We start from the raw sequence: 15,000 nt of genomic DNA on the forward strand, positions 1-15,000 counted from the left end.
GCGCCGGAGCGTGGCCCCGAGGGCGATACCCGCCGGCTCTTGCGCCACAGCACACGGCGAACGCAAAGCACGAAAAAAAAGCCAGACCCCCGCAGCAGCGGAGGCCCGGCCCGATATCACGGCGTTTTTACTGCGAAATAATGTCCGCGATCACACCGGTAGCGACAGCAACGAGCAGGAAGTCGTTGTTGTCGGCGCGCTGCCAGCGATAGCCGCGTGGCGGTTCGCGAAGGTGACGCTCGCGATAGTCGTTCACCACGATGACGCGACCGTCGTAGCGGTGGCCGCGTTCCCAATGCCCGCCCGGACCCGGATGCCAGTTGTTGGCGTGGTCGTTCCGATGATCGTAGCGATGGTCGTCACGATGGTCGTCGCGGTGATCGTCGCGGTGGTCATCACGACGGTCGTCGCGGTGATCGTCACCGTGGTCGTCGTGATACTGCTGGATGCCGGCCGGCGCGAACGGGGCCGGACTGAAAGCGAACGCCGGGGCGATGACGGCCGAGGCGGCGAGGGTCAAGGCGATCTTGCTAAGCAGTTTCATGCGGATGCTCCCGAATTAGCGTGTGGCAATGTCGAAGATGATGCCGGTCGCCACGGCGACGAGCAGGAAATCGTTGTTCTCGCGTACCCAGTGGTAGCCGCGCGGCGGCGGGCGCAGGCGGTAGCTGCCGTAGTCGTACACCACCGTGTTACGACCGTAGTAGCGGTGCCCGCGCTCCCAGTGGCCGTAATAACGCGGCGGGGGCGGACCATAGTAGCCAGGACCATTGTGATAGCCGTGTCCGTAGTAACGCGGCGGCGGCGGGCGATGGCCGTGCCAGCCGTTGTCGTGATGCCAGTCACGGCCGTCGTGACCGCGATCATGGCCACGGTCGTAACCGTGCCCGTCGCGGCCGCGGTCGCGGTCGTGATGGTCGTCGGCAAACGCCGCTGTCGTGGCGACCAGGGCAAGGGCGGCAAACGCGGTACGCAGCATCGTCTTCATCGCATCTCTCCAGGACGATCATCACGCCGCAAGTCGCTACGGCTGATCGACGACCCGAAGATAGGCAGAGTTTCCTGAATGCGAAGTCCTACGAATCGAAAGTTTCGCGAAAGCATTCATTGACGCGACAGCTAATGAACTCGCGCGTTCAGGAAATCGACCCCGGACGGAACTCGAGAGTGAGTTCCTGCGCGCGTTCCGCAAGATTTAGCGACGTGACCCGTTCAGGTGTCCGGGCGAGGATTTTTCCGCCGCGAACCACCAGTAACCGGGCGGCTTTCAGCCGAATCGCCTCGTAGGCATCCCCCGCCTGAAGGAGTACGAAGTCGGCGCGGCGGCCAGGCGCGATGCCATAGCCGTCCAGCCCCAGTACGCGTGCGGCGTGCGTGGTGACCGCTTCGAAGCACTGAGCGACCCCGGCGGACGAGGTCATCTGCGCCACGTGCAGCCCCATGTGGGCGACCTCGAGCATGTCGCCCGAGCCCAGGCCGTACCAGGGGTCCATCACGCAGTCGTGGCCGAAGGCGACGTTGACGCCGGCGGCCAACAGCTCGGGGACACGGGTCATGCCGCGACGCTTCGGGTAGGTGTCGTGGCGCCCCTGCAGGGTGATGTTGATCAGGGGGTTGGCGATCGCATGCACGCCGGCCTCGGCGATCAACGGCAGCAGCTTGGAGACGTAGTAGTTGTCCATGGAATGCATGGAGGTCAGGTGCGAACCGGTAACGCGGCCCTGCAGGCCGCAGCGAATGGTCTCGGCGGCGAGCGTCTCGATATGCCGGGACAAGGGGTCGTCGGATTCGTCGCAGTGCATGTCCACTCGCAGGCCGCGTTCGGCGGCGAGTTCGCAAAGCCAGCGGATCGACGCGGCGCCGTCGGCCATCGTGCGTTCGAAGTGCGGAATGCCGCCGACCACGTCGACGCCCATGTCCAGGGCACGGATCATGTTGGCTTTCGCTGAGGGCGAACGCAGCAGGCCATCCTGCGGAAAAGCCACGAGTTCCAGATGCAGGTAGTGCGAGACGCGCCGTTTCACTTCGAGCAGGGCCTGCGTCGCCAGCAAGCGGTCATCGCAGATGTCGACGTGGCTGCGAATGCTCAGCAGCCCTTGGGCTACCGCCATGTCGCAATACGCCATGGCACGGGCTATCAGCGCGTCGACGGTGAGGTCCGGCTTGAGTTCGCCCCACAGTCCGATGCCTTCGAGCAAGGTGCCGGAGGCATTGAGACGGGGCAGGCCGAGCGACAGCGTCGCGTCCATGTGGAAGTGCGCGTCAATGAAGGGCGGAGAAACCAGCCGGCCCCGGGCATCGATCTCTTCTGCACCCTTCGCTGGCAGGCCCGGCTGGATCGCCGCGAAGCGCCCGTCCACGACGCCGATGTCGACGTCGCGGCGACCGTCGGGAAGGGTGGCGTGGCGGATGATCAGGTCCATGCGGGGTCCGTCTCTGGGATCGAGCCTCATGATACCGAAGCGAGGCGCGGGGGCTTTCACGCGGATGAAGGCGTCATTTGGCACCATGACCTCCCCCATGAAGATTTCCGACAAACTCGCCATCCTGGCCGACGCGGCCAAGTACGACGCGTCCTGCTCGTCCAGTGGCGGCAAGGGCCGCAACTCGCTGCGCTCGGGCGGTATCGGCTCGACCGAAGGCATGGGTATCTGCCACGCGTACGCCCCCGATGGGCGCTGCATTTCCCTGCTGAAGATCCTGCTGACGAACTTCTGCGTCTACGACTGCGTGTACTGCGTGAACCGGCGCAGCAGCAACGTACAACGCGCACGTTTCACGCCTGAAGAGGTGGTGGAGCTGACCATGGAGTTCTACCGCCGCAACTACATCGAAGGCCTGTTCCTCTCGTCGGGCATCATCCAGTCGCCCGACTACACGATGGAGCAGCTGGTCCGCGTCGCGCGCAGCCTGCGCACCGAGCACAAGTTTGGCGGGTATATCCATCTCAAGACGATTCCCGATGCCTCACCCGAGCTGATCGATGCCGCCGGACGGTGGGCCGATCGTCTCAGCATCAACGTGGAAATGCCCACGGCCGAAGGCCTGAAGTCGCTGGCTCCGGAGAAAGACCTCGGTGACATCCGCAGCGCGATGGGGCGCCTGCGTCTTTCGATCGACGAAGCCAAGGCGGAGAAGAAGGCGCCGAAGTTCGCCCCTGCCGGACAGAGTACGCAGATGATCGTCGGTGCCGACGCGGCGACCGATCGCGACGTGCTCACGGCCAGCACCAATCTCTATACGAACTACCACCTGCGCCGCGTCTACTACTCGGCGTTCAGCCCGATTCCCGATGCCTCGAAGATCCTGCCGCTGAAGCCGCCGCCGCTCGTGCGCGAGCATCGGCTCTACCAGGCCGACTGGCTGATGCGTTTCTACGGCTTTCGCGCGGACGAGATTGCGCCCCCCGGCGATAGCGGCATGCTCTCGCTCGAGGTCGACCCGAAGCTGGCCTGGGCGTTGCGTCATCGCGAAAGCTTCCCGGTGGACGTCAACCGTGCGTCGCGAGACATGTTGCTGCGTGTGCCCGGCCTCGGCGTCAAGACCGTGGACCGGATGATCGCGATGCGGGCGCACCAGCGCATCCGCTACGCCGACCTCATTCGCTTGCGTGTGCCGGTGAAGAAGGTCGCTCCCTTTGTCGAAACCGTGGACCATCGCCCTCGCGGCGACCGTGAGAGCGCGGCCTTGCAACGCGACCTGCGTGAGCCAGCGCAGCCCGATCTCTTCGGCTGATGCTCGGCGTCCGGCTCGACGATGCCTCGGACGCGGACGAGTGGCGCGCGAAAGCACGTGCGCTGCTGCTGGCGGAGGTGGATCCGGCCGAGGTCGAATGGACGACCGGTGCCGAGGGCGGCCTGTTCGGAAGCGATGATGCCCTGCCGCCGCCACGTCACGCCCAGGCGCCCGCCGTTCCGCGCGATTTTCTTTCCCTCGTGAACACCGTGCTGGCGCATTCGGATCCACGGCGCCACGCCGCGCTTTACCGCATGCTCTGGCGCCTCGCCCACGGCGAACGCAACCTGTTGGCGATCGCCACGGACGATGACGTGGCCTGGGCGCATGCCTGCGTCAAGCAGGTCAATCGCGACATGCACAAGATGAAGGCCTTCGTGCGCTTTCGTGAGCTGCCGGTGGACGATGGCACGGTCTACGTGGCGTGGTTCGAGCCGGACCACGACATCGTCACCCGCGTAGCCCCGTTCTTCGTCCGTCGATTCACTGGCATGCGCTGGTCCTTGCTGACGCCATTACGCAGCGCCCACTGGGATGGTACGACGCTTTCATTCGGGCCGGGCGCACAACGCGGTGACGCGCCTTCGGGCGACGCGCTCGAAGATCTCTGGCGCACGTACTACGCGAACATCTTCAATCCGGCCCGGCTGAAGGTGGATGCGATGCGCCGCGAGATGCCGGTGAAGTACTGGAAGAACCTGCCCGAAGCGCAACTCATTCCGGGACTGGTGCGCGACGCGTTACCGAGGATGCAGGCCATGGTGGAAAAGCAACCGACCATTCCGCGAAAGAAGATCACGCCCTTGCAGAAGTCCGTCGCCGATGCGCCGGAAGGCAGCCTCGCGGCGCTGCGCCTGCAAGCGAAGGACTGCCGTCGATGCGAGCTGTGGAAGCCGGCAACGCAGACGGTTTTTGGCATGGGGCCCAGCGATGCCCGAATCGTCGTCATCGGCGAGCAGCCGGGCGATCAGGAAGACCTTGCGGGCAAACCCTTCGTTGGCCCGGCGGGCAAACTCTTCGACCGCGCGCTGGAGGAGGCGGGTGTCGATCGCCGCGCCCTGTACATCACCAACGCAGTGAAACACTTCAAGTTCGAGCCGCGCGGTAAGCGACGCCTGCACAAGCGCGCCAATGCCGAGGAGCAGGCCGCGTGCCGGCCATGGCTTGCCGCCGAGATCGACCGTATTCGTCCCGACGCGATCGTTTGCCTGGGGGCGATGGCGGCGCAAGCGGTGTTCGGCGCGTCGTTTCGCCTGATGGCGCAGCGTGGTCAGTGGCTGGATCTGCCCGACGGCGCACGCGCGATGGCGACCGTGCACCCGTCCTATCTGCTGCGCCTGCCGGACGAGCAGGCTCGCGACGAGGGCTACGCCCAATTCGTCCGCGACCTCTCTCTCATGCGAAACCTGCTCGGGTAGGAGCCGATTTATCGGCGAGCTCTCTGTGGGAGCCGATTCATCGGCGAACTCGCGGCAGCGAGCCAGTCTGCTGCGAGCACCCAATCGCCGATAAATCGGCTCCTACAACAGCGGCGCGGGGTTAGATCTTGAACTTCTTCAGCTTCTTCGGCACCGAGGCGTTTTTCAGCGTCACGTAGACCGGCAGGCCGTCGGGGCCGTACGGCGGCGGCGCTTCGCCCTGGATCAGCGGTGCGAGGTAACGACGCGCCGCGGCGGTGATGCCGAAGCCATCCTTCGAGATGAAATTCTTCGGCATCTTCTTCTCGTGGTTGGCGMTCTTGTCCAGCGGTGCCGCCTCGATCTTCCACTTGTACGGCTCATCGGAGGTGCGCACGATCACCGGCATCACCGCATTGAGGCCTTCGGCCGCGTATTCGACAGCCTTCTTGCCCACGGCATAGGCCTGGTCGAGATCCGTCTTCGACGCGATGTGACGCGCGGAGCGCTGCAGGTAATCGGGGAGGGCCCAGTGGTACTTGTAGCCGAGCTTCTCGCGCACCAGGGCGGCGAGCACCGGTGCGGCACCGCCCAGCTGCGCGTGGCCGAAGGCGTCGCGGGCGCCGGACTCGGCGAGGAAGGTACCGTTGCTGTCCTTCACGCCCTCGGAGACGACCACCGTGCAGTAGCCGACCTTCTCGACGGTGGCCTTGACCTTGGCGAGGAAGGTCTCGGGATTGAACACGTTCTCCGGAAACAGGATGACGTGTGGCGCATCGCCCGGGGCGGAGCCGGCGAGGCCTGCCGCGGCGGCGATCCAGCCCGCGTGGCGGCCCATCACCTCGATGATGAAGACCTTGGTCGAGGTGTCCATCATGGAGACGACGTCCAGGCTGGCCTCGCGCACCGAGATGGCCGTGTACTTCGCCACGGAGCCGAAGCCGGGGCAGGTGTCGGTGACGACGAGGTCGTTGTCGATCGTCTTCGGCACGCCGATGCAGTTGACCTCGTAGCCCAGCGACTGGCCGATCTTCGAGACCTTGTTCGCCGTATCGGCCGAGTCGTTGCCACCGTTGTAGAGGAAGGTGCGGATGTCGTGCGCCTTGAACACCTCGATGAGGCGCTCGTACTCCGCGCGGTTCTCTTCCAGCGACTTGAGCTTGTAGCGGCAGGAGCCGAAAGCGCCGCCGGGCGTGTGCTTGAGCGCGGCGATATTGGCCTTGGCTTCCTTGGAGGTATCGATCAGCTCTTCGCGAAGCGCGCCGAGGATGCCGTTGCGCGCGGCATAAACGACGATGCCCTTGTCGCGCGCGGTTTCGATCACGCCCGCGGCGGACGCGTTGATGACGGCGGATACGCCACCCGACTGGGCGTAGAGAATTTTGCCGGCGGCCATACGCACTTCCTCGTCACCATGGGAGTGCCGAGCGTAGCGCGTGCGGCCGACGGATGACACGCTAGACTCAGGGTTGAGCCAGGGGAAGGGGATCGTCGTGCGTTTACCCAATACGTTGTACGCCCCGCCGGCCGGTGCCACGCGCTGGCAGCGCGGCCTGCTTTACAGTGCCGGCGCGCGCATCGGCCTGTTTGCGATCCTGACGATCGCGCTGACCATCGCCATGAGCGCGTTGAACTCGATCGGGCTGATCGGCAAGGACAGCAGCGCCCTCGTCCACGGGATCGGCGAAATGCTGATCCGGGCGGTGCCGGCGATCGTCGCCTACCTCGTCCTCGTCCGCTGGATCGAGCGTCGGCCGCTCATCGAATTTTCGCCGGTCACCTGGCCGGCAGGCCTGGCGTGGCTGGTCGGCGGCGCGGCCCTGATGGCCGTGGTAGTCGGCACCCTCTGGCTCTGCCATGCCTATGTGGTGCTGGGGCCGGACAACGGGGCCGACTGGCCCGGCATCGTCCTGGGCGCCGGCGTCGGCGCCGCCATCGGCGAGGAACTGATTTCCCGCGGCGTCCTGTTCCGGGCTTGCGAAGAAGCGCTCGGTACGGGCTGGGCCCTGGTGATCTCCTCCCTGTTCTTCGGCTTCGCCCACTTCTTCAACCCCCATGCGACCGTCGGCACCAGCCTGGCCATCGCCCTGGAGGCGGGGCTGATGCTCGGTTTGCTCTATGTCGCGACCCGCTCGCTGCTCGCCTGCATGGGCCTGCATGCGGCCTGGAACATCACCCAGTCGCTGGTTTTCGGCGTGCCCACCTCGGGCACCCGGATGCACGGCCTGGTCGCCTCGCGCCTGGCCGGGCCGGACTGGCTGTCCGGGGGCGAGTTCGGCGCGGAGGCCTCGATCGTCGCCCTGGTCGCCTGCAGCCTGGTGTCGCTGGGCCTGTTCCTGGTGGCCCGCCAGCGCGGCCGGCTGGTCCCTCCGCGCTGGAAGCGGGGCATCGCCTACACCGGGCCCGTGTCGGCCGTTTGACGCGAGCGAGGCCCTGCCGTTACCTTGAGACCCATTTTCTCGTGTCCGGCGCTGGGTTTATCCCCCGGTCGCCCGACGTAACGGAGCATCAATGCGACTCGTGCTATTCGGCGCCCCCGGTTCCGGGAAGGGTACCCAGGCCACCCGCCTCAAGGAGCGCCTCGGCGTCCCCCATATCTCCACCGGCGACCTGCTTCGCGCGGAGATCAAGGAAGGGACCGAGCTGGGCCTCAAGGCCAAGGGCCTGATGGACCAGGGCATCCTGCTTTCGGACGACATCATGCTCGGCATCATCGAGCACCGCCTCAGCCAGCCGGACGCCCGGCCGGGCTTCATCCTCGACGGCTATCCGCGCAACCTGGCCCAGGCCGCGGCGCTGGACGACGTCCTCGCCCGTATTGGCCAGCCGCTCGATGTCGTGGTCAAGCTCGATGTGCCCGACCAGGCCATCGTGGGCCGCTGCGAAGTGCGCTTCGAGAAGGAAGGTCGTCCGGACGACAATCCGGATACGGTCAAGAAGCGTCTGGGCATCTATGCCGAGCAGACCGCGCCGGTGGCCAGCTTTTACGAGCAGCGCGGCAAGCTGCAGGTCGTCGATGGCGTCGGCGAGCTCGACGACGTGACGCAGCGCGTCCTCGACGTGCTGCCCGGCGGCGTCCAGGCTGCCAGCGCCTGATCCACACGGCCCGCTCCGGCGGGCCGTTCCGCGGTGCCCAGGCATCGCGCTCCGATGAGTCGACTCATGCGCGTGCATATCCTTGGTATCTGCGGCACCTTCATGGGCGGCGTCGCCGCGCTCGCGCGCGAACTCGGCCTGACCGTCGAAGGCTCGGACGCCAACGTCTATCCGCCGATGAGCGACCAGCTCGAGGCCCTCGGCATCGGCCTGATGCAAGGCTATAAGGCGGAATACCTGAAGCCCGCCCCTGATCTGGTCGTCGTCGGCAATGCCATGGTCCGCGGCAACCCGGCGGTCGAATACATGCTCGACGAAGGTCTGCGTTACATCTCGGGCCCGCAGTGGCTGGGCGAGACCCTGCTCGGCGGCCGTGACGTGCTGGCCGTGGCCGGTACGCACGGCAAGACGACGACCACCAGCCTGCTCGCCCACCTGCTCGAATCCGCTGGCCTGGCGCCGGGTTTCCTGATCGGTGGCGTACCCGGCAACTTCGACGTCTCGGCCCGCCGGGGCGAGGGCAAGCCCTTCGTGATCGAAGCCGACGAGTACGACTCGGCCTTCTTCGACAAGCGTTCGAAGTTCGTCCACTACCGTCCGCGCATCGCCATCCTCAACAACCTCGAATACGACCACGCCGATATTTTTCCGGACGTGGCCGCCATCCAGCGTCAGTTCCATCACCTCGTCCGCACCGTGCCCGGTAACGGCCGGCTCATCGTCAACGCGGAAGACGCGTACCTCGCCGAGGTGCTGGCGATGGGTGCGTGGACACCGGTCGAGACGTTCGGTATCGAGCAGGGCGACTGGCGCGCCGAGCTGATCGCCGCCGACGGATCGCACTTCCGCGTGCGCCGCGGCGACAGCGTGCTCGGCGAGATTCGCTGGAACTCGCTGGGCCGGCACAACGTCATGAATGCGCTCGCCGCCCTTGCGGCGGCCGCCGCGGCAGGCGCCGATCCGGTGGCCCTGCTGCCGGCGTTCGCCAGCTTCGCCAGCGTCCGGCGTCGCATGGAAACGATCGGCGAGGCACGCGGAGTCACGGTGTATGACGACTTCGCCCACCATCCTACGGCGATCGCGACGACGCTGGCAGGGCTGCGTGCGAAGGTCGGCGATGCGCGCATCGTCGTCGCGCTCGAACCCCGCTCGAACTCCATGCGGCTGGGCGCGCACGCGGATGCCCTGGCGCCGTCGCTCGTCGATGCCGATCGCGTGGTCTTCCTGCATCGCCCCGAGCTTGCCTGGGATGCGGCGCGCGTTACCGCGGCCCTCGCGGGTCGTGGCACGGCGGTGCCGACCGTGGATGCGCTGGTCAGTGCACTCGCCGCGGACGCACGGGAAGGCGACCATGTCGTCTTCATGTCCAACGGCGGCTTCGAAGCGGCGCCGCGGCGCTTCTTTACCGCACTCGACGCAGGTTAGACTGACGGGCATGGCAGCCACCACGCCCGGTCAAGACTACCCGTTGTTTCCCCTGTCGAACGTCCTCTTTCCGGGCGGTCAGCTGCAACTGCGCATTTTCGAACCGCGCTACATCGACCTGGTGCGCGAGTGCGCACGAACGGGCCGCCCGTTCGGTGTCTGCATGATCCTCGAAGGCAGCGAAGCCGGGCAGCCCGCGGTGCCTGCCGCGGTGGGCACGCTGGCCACGATCACGGACTTCCACACGGGCGAAGACGGCTTGCTCGGTATCGTCGCCGAAGGTGGCCTGCGCTTTCGCGTCACGCGCACCCGCATCCGCTCGGATGGCCAGGTACGTGGTGACATCGCCACCTGGCGTGCCGAAGAGATCTCGCCACTGCCGCCCGAATTCGGCCTGCTCGCGACGATTCTCGAACGCCTCGTCGACCAGATGCAGCCGCCGTGGCGACACGACGTGGCGACGCGCTCGGACGATGCCAGCTGGGTGGGCTTTCGCCTTTCCGAATTGCTGCCGCTGGATCCGAACGAGTGCCAGCACATGCTCGAACTCGACGATCCACTCGAGCGACTCGCCGAACTGCGTGACATTCTTCCGCGCTTCCAGCGCCCGTAAAAGGACGTGTCTTGACTTCACTCGCAGGGAAAACGCTCTTCATCACCGGTGCCTCGCGCGGCATCGGGCTGGCCATCGCACTGCGCGCCGCGCGCGACGGCGCGAACATCGTCATCGCGGCGAAGAGCAGCGTCGCCAATCCGAAGCTGCCGGGCACCATCTACACGGCCGCCGCCGAGATCGAAGCGGCCGGTGGCGTGGCGTTGCCGTTGAAGGTGGATATCCGCGAAGAGTCCGAAGTGCGCATGGCCGCAGCGACGGCCGCCGAACGCTTCGGCGGCATCGACATCGTGGTGAACAATGCCAGCGCCATCTGGTTGGCCGGCGTGGAAAACACGCCGATGAAGCGTTTCGACCTCATGCAGCAGGTGAATACGCGCGGCACCTTCCTCACCACGCAGGCCTGCCTGCCGTATCTCAAAGATGCGAAGAACCCGCAGGTGCTCATGCTGTCGCCGCCGCCGACCCTCGATCCGCAGTGGTACGCACCACATGTCGCGTACACCATTGCCAAGTTTGGTATGAGCCTGTGCGTGCTCGGCATGGCGCCCGAGTTCGCGCCGCTGGGCATCGCGGTGAATGCGCTGTGGCCGAAAACGGTGATCGGCACGGCAGCCATCGCGATGATCGAGGGCGTTCGTGCCGAACATTGCCGCACGCCGGATATCGTCGCGGACGCGGCGCACGCGATCCTCACGCGTCCCTCACGCGAATCGACCGGACGCTTCTACATCGACGAAGACGTGCTGCGCGAAGAAGGTGTCACGGATTTCGATCACTACGCTGTCGCACCGGGCCACCCGCTACTACCGGATCTGTTTCTGTAGCTAGCGCGTCGATACACCCGTATGGCTCGGGAGGCTAGCCCGTTTGGCGTATGGCCGCATTCGGCATGCCGGTATAACTTCGATCCCCGTCGCAGTCGTCTGACACACGCGCGACGATGTGGGGCTTGCCGGCCTGCAGGGGTGCCGGCGGCGGGTCCAGGATTGAATCCGCGAAGCCGGCTAGCAGGCCACGTAACGGGTGAGGAGCAGGCATGTCGCGCGGGGAAATGTCGGGGCGTTGTGTCGTCTGGGTTGGCAGGCCGAGCGTTGAAGAACACTTCGGGCTGCTCCGGGCGGGCTGGCGCACCCTGGTTGCCGATCCGGCGAGCCAGAACGAAGCACTACCCGAATGCGGAGACGCGGCTATCGCCGTGGTCGACCTTCGGGCCAGTGCGCTGGCGGCCGTTCGCATCCTCCACGCGCTGCGCGAAAACCATCCGGGCATGGCCTGGATCGGCCTGACGGGTTCGCGCACCCCGGCCCACGAACCCCTGGTCCGCCAAGCTCTGCCCCTGGCCCTCGAGATCATCGACGGCGCATCCTCGTTCACCGCGTTGCGCCAGGCGTTGCAGCGCGCGCCGGGCGACGCGCCCGCGCCGATCGAGAACCGCCCGAGCATCCTGACCGGCGACAGCCCGGCCATCCGCATGCTCTCTCAGAATATTCGCAAGTTCGCGCCGGTCGAACTGCCCCTGCTCATCACCGGTGAAACCGGCACGGGCAAGGAAATGGCCGCGCGGGCACTGCACCAGCTTTCGCCACGCCATGAACAGCCGTTCGCAGCGATCAATTGTGGGGCATTGCCGGCCAACCTCGTCCAGTCCGAACTGTTCGGCCACGAGCGGGGTTCGTTCACCGGCGCCACCGCACGGCGTATCGGCCACTTCGAATCCGCCGATGGCGGTACCGTGTTTCTGGACGAGATCGGCGATCTGCCGCTCGATGCGCAGACCAACCTGCTGCGCGTGCTGCAGGAAGGCACGATCGAGCGGATCGGCAGCTGCCAGTCCATCAAGGTGGACGTCCGCGTGCTGGCGGCGACTCACGTGGACCTCGAGAAAGCCGTGGCCCAGGGCCGGTTTCGCGAGGACCTGTTCTATCGACTCAACGTGCTACGTCTGCGCATGCCGCCCTTGCGGGAACGCAATGGCGATATCGAGCTGCTAGCCCAGTACTTCCTCGATGCGTTCCGCGAAAGCTACGGCACGCGCGCACGGGCCTTCAGCACGACCGCCCGCAAGGCGATGAACGCCTTTGCGTGGCCAGGCAACGTGCGCGAGCTGATGAATCGGGTGCAACGCGCGGCCGTCATCGCCGACGATGCCTTGATCACGCCGGAAGATCTCGAGCTGAGCGCCGACCTCCCTGGCGCGGACCGGGACAGCCTGGGCAGCGCGCGGACCTCCGCCGAACGCGAAGCGATCGTCGATTGCCTGCGCGCCAGTGCGTTCAACATCAGCGAATGCGCGCGACGTCTGCGCGTATCCCGCGTGACCGTTTATCGCCTTTGCAAGAAACACCAACTCGCGCTCGACCAACTCCGCTGACCGGACTCGGCCCGTCCTGACGGGGAGTGAAGAAAACTCCCGGCCCTCTGGGGGACCGGGAGTTCCCATTCGTCGTCCGGCTTGGCAGGGTCGTCGGGCGAGCGAACATCGCGGGCTTCACAGGGCCTTGCCCACTACGGCAGCAAGCGCCGTGCCACGAATCGCTTCCTTTGATTCGCAAGGACTTTCCGGCAAGGTCGCCGAAACCGGGCGTTCAGGCGGTGTAGCGACGTGTAACAAATCGTTGCACCGGCGCTACACGATGTGCGTTGTCGGCAGGGGCCGCGCCTTATACGATGAGGTGGTTTCGGATCGATGTCGGACCGCAGAGCGTACCGTGCGATTCCATCCGTTCCTGTAGGGGTGTCGGCGCTGCGGCCGCTGCCCGGAGTCGTACCCATGTCGTCGCACCCTGTCGAACCCTCCGATCTCGTTGGCCTGGGCAAGCGTTACTGGCTGCCCGTGTACCGCCCGCGCGATGTCGTCCTCGATCACGGGAAAGGCTCCCGTGTCTGGGATACGGAAGGCCGCGATTACATCGATTTTGGCGCCGGCATCGCCGTGAACGCCCTGGGCCACCAGGATCCGGACCTCGTCGCCGCCCTGGTCGGCCAGGCCCACAAGCTCTGGCACGCCAGCAACGTCTTCTACTCCGGGCCGCCGCTGCACCTGGCCCGGGAACTGGTCGAGCACGCGCCGTTCGCCGAGCGGGTCTTCCTCTGCAACTCCGGCACCGAGGCCAACGAGGCCGCGATCAAGCTGGTGCGTAAGTGGGCTGCCTCGCTGGGGCGTCCGCCCGAGAAGCGCGTCATCGTGACCTTCAAAGGCTCGTTCCACGGCCGCACCCTCGCCGCGGTGACCGCGACGGCCCAGCCGAAATATCAGGAAGGCTACGAGCCGCTCCCGGGTGGTTTCCGCTACGTGCCCTTCAACGACCCCGCTGCGCTCGAACAAGCCATGGCCCACGGCGACGTCGCCGCGGTGATGCTCGAGCCGGTCCAGGGCGAGGGCGGAGTCATGCCGGCGGAGCCGGGTTTCCTGAAGACGGTGCGCGAGTTGTGCGATACGCACGAGGCCCTGATGGTCCTCGACGAAATCCAGTGCGGCATGGGCCGCACCGGTACGCTGTTCGCCCACACCCACGACCACGTCACGCCCGACATCGTCACCCTGGCCAAGGCCCTCGGTGCCGGCTTCCCGATCGGCGCCATGCTGGTCGGGCCCAAGGTGGCCGAGGTGATGCAGTTCGGCGCCCATGGCACGACATTCGGCGGTAACCCGATGGCCGCGGCAGTCGCGCGCGTCGCCCTGGCCAAGATCGCCTCGCCGGCGGTCATGCTCAACGTGGAACGCCAGGCCAACGACCTGCGTACCGGCTTGAACAAGCTCAACCACGAATTCCACCTGTTCTCGGAAATCCGTGGCCGCGGCCTGATGATCGGTGCCGTGCTCGATGCGAGATATGCCGGCCGTGCCGGCGAGATCCTCGACCTCGCCGCCGCGCATGGCTTGCTGATCCTGCAGGCGGGCCCCGATGTGTTGCGCATCGTGCCGCCGCTGACCATCACGGACGAGGAAACGGCCGAAGGCCTGGAGCGACTCCATGCTTCGCTGGCCGCCTTCGTCCAGGAAGCGCAAGTCGCCTGATAGGGCCATGGTGTGGGAGCCGGCTCTCTGTTGAAGCCGGCTCTCTGTGGGAGCCGCTTCAGCGGCGATTCGCCTAAAGCGACGCGAAAACCTCGCCCGCGGTAGCGATCGTCGCAGCGATCACCGCATCGTCGTGCGCGCTCGACACGAAGCCCGCTTCGAACGCCGACGGCGCCAGGTACACGCCGCGCTCCAGCATGCCGTGGAAGAAGCGGTTGAACGCCGCGACATCCGCCGTGGTCGCCTGCGCATAGCTCTCCACCGTCTCGTTGGTGAAAAACAGACCGAACATCGCGCCGACGCGATTCACGCTGAAAGGCACGCCGGCCTTCTTCGCCTCGGCGAGGATGCCGTCGGTGAGGCGGACGGTACGGGCCGTCAGGTCGTCGTAGAAACCGGGAGCCTGGATCAGCTGGAGCATCGCCAGGCCCGCGGCCATCGCCACCGGGTTACCCGACAGCGTCCCGGCCTGGTAGATCGGACCCGCTGGCGCGATCTGTTCCATGAGATCCCGGCGACCGCCGTAGGCACCCACCGGCATGCCGCCGCCGATGATCTTGCCGAAGCAGGTCAGGTCGGGCGTGATGCCGTAATGCGCCTGCGCCCCGCCGAGTGCGACGCGAAAGCCCGTCATGACCTCGTCGAAGATGAGCAACACGCCGTGCTCGGTGCACAGCTCGCGCAGCGCCTGGAGATAGCCGTCCTTGGGCGCA

General features: G+C 66.3%; 14 protein-coding genes (1 of these 14 only partly in view). 9 read left to right on the plus strand and 5 right to left on the minus strand.

Annotated features, from left to right (window positions below):
• Positions 1-127: 127 nt before the first annotated feature.
• The 3 genes from AC1DYM_RS21355 to AC1DYM_RS21365 form a co-directional block, all read right to left on the minus strand.
• On the minus strand, positions 128-544 hold the full coding sequence (locus AC1DYM_RS21355) for an RcnB family protein (protein WP_477341811.1): 417 nt from the start codon (positions 542-544) through the stop codon (positions 128-130).
• A gap of 15 nt (positions 545-559) precedes the next feature.
• Positions 560-988: an RcnB family protein gene (locus tag AC1DYM_RS21360; RefSeq protein ID WP_477341813.1), complete on the minus strand. Its 429-nt coding sequence runs from the start codon at positions 986-988 to the stop codon at positions 560-562.
• A 148-nt stretch (positions 989-1,136) separates the two neighbouring features.
• Positions 1,137-2,423, minus strand: a complete 1,287-nt coding sequence (locus AC1DYM_RS21365; RefSeq protein ID WP_477341815.1) for an amidohydrolase family protein — start codon at positions 2,421-2,423, stop codon at positions 1,137-1,139.
• Positions 2,424-2,520: 97 nt separating this feature from the next.
• Between AC1DYM_RS21365 and AC1DYM_RS21370 the strand changes: the two genes are divergently transcribed.
• Positions 2,521-3,735: a putative DNA modification/repair radical SAM protein gene (locus AC1DYM_RS21370; protein WP_477341817.1), complete on the plus strand. Its 1,215-nt coding sequence runs from the start codon at positions 2,521-2,523 to the stop codon at positions 3,733-3,735.
• Positions 3,735-5,153 (plus strand): UdgX family uracil-DNA binding protein, encoded by a 1,419-nt coding sequence (locus tag AC1DYM_RS21375; protein WP_477341819.1) that lies wholly within the window; start codon positions 3,735-3,737, stop codon positions 5,151-5,153. The genes AC1DYM_RS21370 and AC1DYM_RS21375 overlap by 1 nt, the downstream gene beginning before the upstream one ends.
• Positions 5,154-5,274: 121 nt before the next feature.
• Here AC1DYM_RS21375 and AC1DYM_RS21380 read toward each other — a convergent pair whose 3' ends face one another.
• The gene (locus AC1DYM_RS21380) at positions 5,275-6,528 is read right to left on the minus strand and encodes a 6-phosphofructokinase (protein WP_477341821.1); all 1,254 of its coding nucleotides are present in this window, start codon (positions 6,526-6,528) and stop codon (positions 5,275-5,277) included.
• 97 nt (positions 6,529-6,625) lie between these two features.
• Between AC1DYM_RS21380 and AC1DYM_RS21385 the strand changes: the two genes are divergently transcribed.
• From AC1DYM_RS21385 to AC1DYM_RS21415, 7 genes are all read left to right on the plus strand, one after another.
• Positions 6,626-7,552, plus strand: a complete 927-nt coding sequence (locus AC1DYM_RS21385; RefSeq protein ID WP_477341823.1) for a lysostaphin resistance A-like protein — start codon at positions 6,626-6,628, stop codon at positions 7,550-7,552.
• 91 nt (positions 7,553-7,643) lie between these two features.
• Positions 7,644-8,228 carry an adenylate kinase gene (locus tag AC1DYM_RS21390; RefSeq protein ID WP_477341825.1) on the plus strand — a complete coding sequence of 195 codons (585 nt, stop codon included), beginning with the start codon at positions 7,644-7,646 and terminating at the stop codon, positions 8,226-8,228.
• 66 nt (positions 8,229-8,294) lie between these two features.
• Positions 8,295-9,653 carry a UDP-N-acetylmuramate:L-alanyl-gamma-D-glutamyl-meso-diaminopimelate ligase gene (gene mpl, locus AC1DYM_RS21395; RefSeq protein ID WP_477341826.1) on the plus strand — a complete coding sequence of 453 codons (1,359 nt, stop codon included), beginning with the start codon at positions 8,295-8,297 and terminating at the stop codon, positions 9,651-9,653.
• 10 nt (positions 9,654-9,663) lie between these two features.
• Entirely contained in the window at positions 9,664-10,266 is a 603-nt protein-coding gene (locus AC1DYM_RS21400; RefSeq protein ID WP_477341828.1) for an LON peptidase substrate-binding domain-containing protein, read from the plus strand.
• 11 nt (positions 10,267-10,277) lie between these two features.
• Positions 10,278-11,093, plus strand: coding sequence for an SDR family oxidoreductase (locus AC1DYM_RS21405; protein WP_477341830.1), 816 nt, complete (start codon positions 10,278-10,280; stop codon positions 11,091-11,093).
• 212 nt (positions 11,094-11,305) lie between these two features.
• Positions 11,306-12,640, plus strand: coding sequence for a sigma 54-interacting transcriptional regulator (locus tag AC1DYM_RS21410; RefSeq protein WP_477341832.1), 1,335 nt, complete (start codon positions 11,306-11,308; stop codon positions 12,638-12,640).
• Positions 12,641-13,039: 399 nt separating this feature from the next.
• Complete coding sequence (locus AC1DYM_RS21415) at positions 13,040-14,287, plus strand: acetylornithine/succinylornithine family transaminase (RefSeq protein ID WP_477341834.1); 1,248 nt, start codon at positions 13,040-13,042, stop codon at positions 14,285-14,287.
• A gap of 73 nt (positions 14,288-14,360) precedes the next feature.
• Here the strand turns inward: AC1DYM_RS21415 and hemL are convergent, their stop codons facing one another.
• Positions 14,361-15,000, minus strand: partial view of a glutamate-1-semialdehyde 2,1-aminomutase gene (gene hemL / locus AC1DYM_RS21420; protein ID WP_477341836.1) — the 3' portion only. The gene runs 638 nt beyond the window's last position; the window shows 640 of its 1,278 coding nt (coding positions 639-1,278); the start codon falls outside the window, past its right edge — the gene reads right to left on this strand; the stop codon is at positions 14,361-14,363.

Source organism: Luteibacter sp. P1_D3, assembly GCF_056406135.1.

Coding starts and splice junctions, on each gene's coding strand:
- AC1DYM_RS21355 (WP_477341811.1), bottom strand. CDS start 544: ATGAAACTGCTTAGCAAGATCGCCTTGACCCTCGCCGCCTCGGCCGTC.
- AC1DYM_RS21360 (WP_477341813.1), bottom strand. CDS start 988: ATGAAGACGATGCTGCGTACCGCGTTTGCCGCCCTTGCCCTGGTCGCC.
- AC1DYM_RS21365 (WP_477341815.1), bottom strand. CDS start 2,423: ATGGACCTGATCATCCGCCACGCCACCCTTCCCGACGGTCGCCGCGAC.
- AC1DYM_RS21370 (WP_477341817.1), top strand. CDS start 2,521: ATGAAGATTTCCGACAAACTCGCCATCCTGGCCGACGCGGCCAAGTAC.
- AC1DYM_RS21375 (WP_477341819.1), top strand. CDS start 3,735: ATGCTCGGCGTCCGGCTCGACGATGCCTCGGACGCGGACGAGTGGCGC.
- AC1DYM_RS21390 (WP_477341825.1), top strand. CDS start 7,644: ATGCGACTCGTGCTATTCGGCGCCCCCGGTTCCGGGAAGGGTACCCAG.
- mpl (WP_477341826.1), top strand. CDS start 8,295: ATGCGCGTGCATATCCTTGGTATCTGCGGCACCTTCATGGGCGGCGTC.
- AC1DYM_RS21400 (WP_477341828.1), top strand. CDS start 9,664: ATGGCAGCCACCACGCCCGGTCAAGACTACCCGTTGTTTCCCCTGTCG.
- AC1DYM_RS21410 (WP_477341832.1), top strand. CDS start 11,306: ATGTCGCGCGGGGAAATGTCGGGGCGTTGTGTCGTCTGGGTTGGCAGG.
- AC1DYM_RS21415 (WP_477341834.1), top strand. CDS start 13,040: ATGTCGTCGCACCCTGTCGAACCCTCCGATCTCGTTGGCCTGGGCAAG.